Consider the following 968-nt stretch of genomic DNA (forward strand, 5'->3'; position numbering starts at 1 on the left):
GACTGGGGCGCGTTCGAAAAGGCGCTGCGCAAGATGCAGGTGGTGATGTTCAACATCATCTATGCCGACCGCGCCGGCCATATCCTCTATCTCGACAACGGCCTGCTGCCCAAGCATGCGAGCGGCGACCTCAAATATTGGTCGGCGCCGGTGCCGGGCGATACCTCGGCGACGCTGTGGAAGGATGTCCACAGCTATGACGACATGCCCAAGCTGCTCGATCCGGCGACCGGCTTCGTCCAGAACGCCAATGATCCGCCATGGCTGGCGACCTGGCCCCGTGCGCTCGATCCCAAGAGCTTCCCTGCCTATGTCGCGCCGGTCGGGCCGATGAGCCAGCGGGCACAGATGTCGGTCAAGCTGATGAGTCAGACGCCCAAGATCAGCTTCGACGATTTCGTGTCGCGCAAGCTGACCACCACCTCGCTGATGGCGGAACGGATGCTGCCCGACCTGCTGGCGGCAGCCGCCGGATCGAACGATGCCGAGGTGCAGGCGGCCACGGCGTTGCTCAAGGGCTGGGACCATCGGTTCGAACCCGACAGCCGCGCCGCGCTGCTGTTCGAAACCTGGGCCGGCCTCTTCGCGCCCAAGAATTTCACCGACCAGTCCAATTATGCCGTCAAATGGACTCTGGACGACCCGCTGGAAACGCCACGCGGCCTGAAAGCCCCGACGGCGGCCGTCGCCATGCTGAAGGAAGCGGTGGCGAAGACGAAGCAGCTATACGGCGCGATCGACCGTCCGTTCGGCGATGTCTCGCGCTTTCATATCGGCGATGTCAGCGTGCCGGCCAATGGCGGCTTCGGCAATACCGGCGTGTTTCGCACCATCACCTGGGGGCCGATGAAGAATGGCGAGCGCACGCCCGTCCATGGCGAGACATGGGTTTCCATGGTCGAATTCGGCACGCCGATGAAGGCCGTCGGCCTGATGAGCTATGGCAATAGCAGCCAGCCCGGTTCCCG

Annotated in this window: 1 protein-coding gene; it reads left to right on the top strand. The window is 63.8% G+C overall.

What is annotated here, in order from left to right; all coding sequences use genetic code 11:
* On the top strand, positions 1-968 hold a 968-nt coding region (locus JQK15_RS26470; protein ID WP_214869632.1), incomplete at both ends, for a penicillin acylase family protein.

Source organism: Sphingobium sp. BHU LFT2 (genome assembly GCF_018604485.1).
Taxonomy (GTDB): Bacteria; Pseudomonadota; Alphaproteobacteria; order Sphingomonadales; family Sphingomonadaceae; genus Sphingobium; species Sphingobium yanoikuyae_A.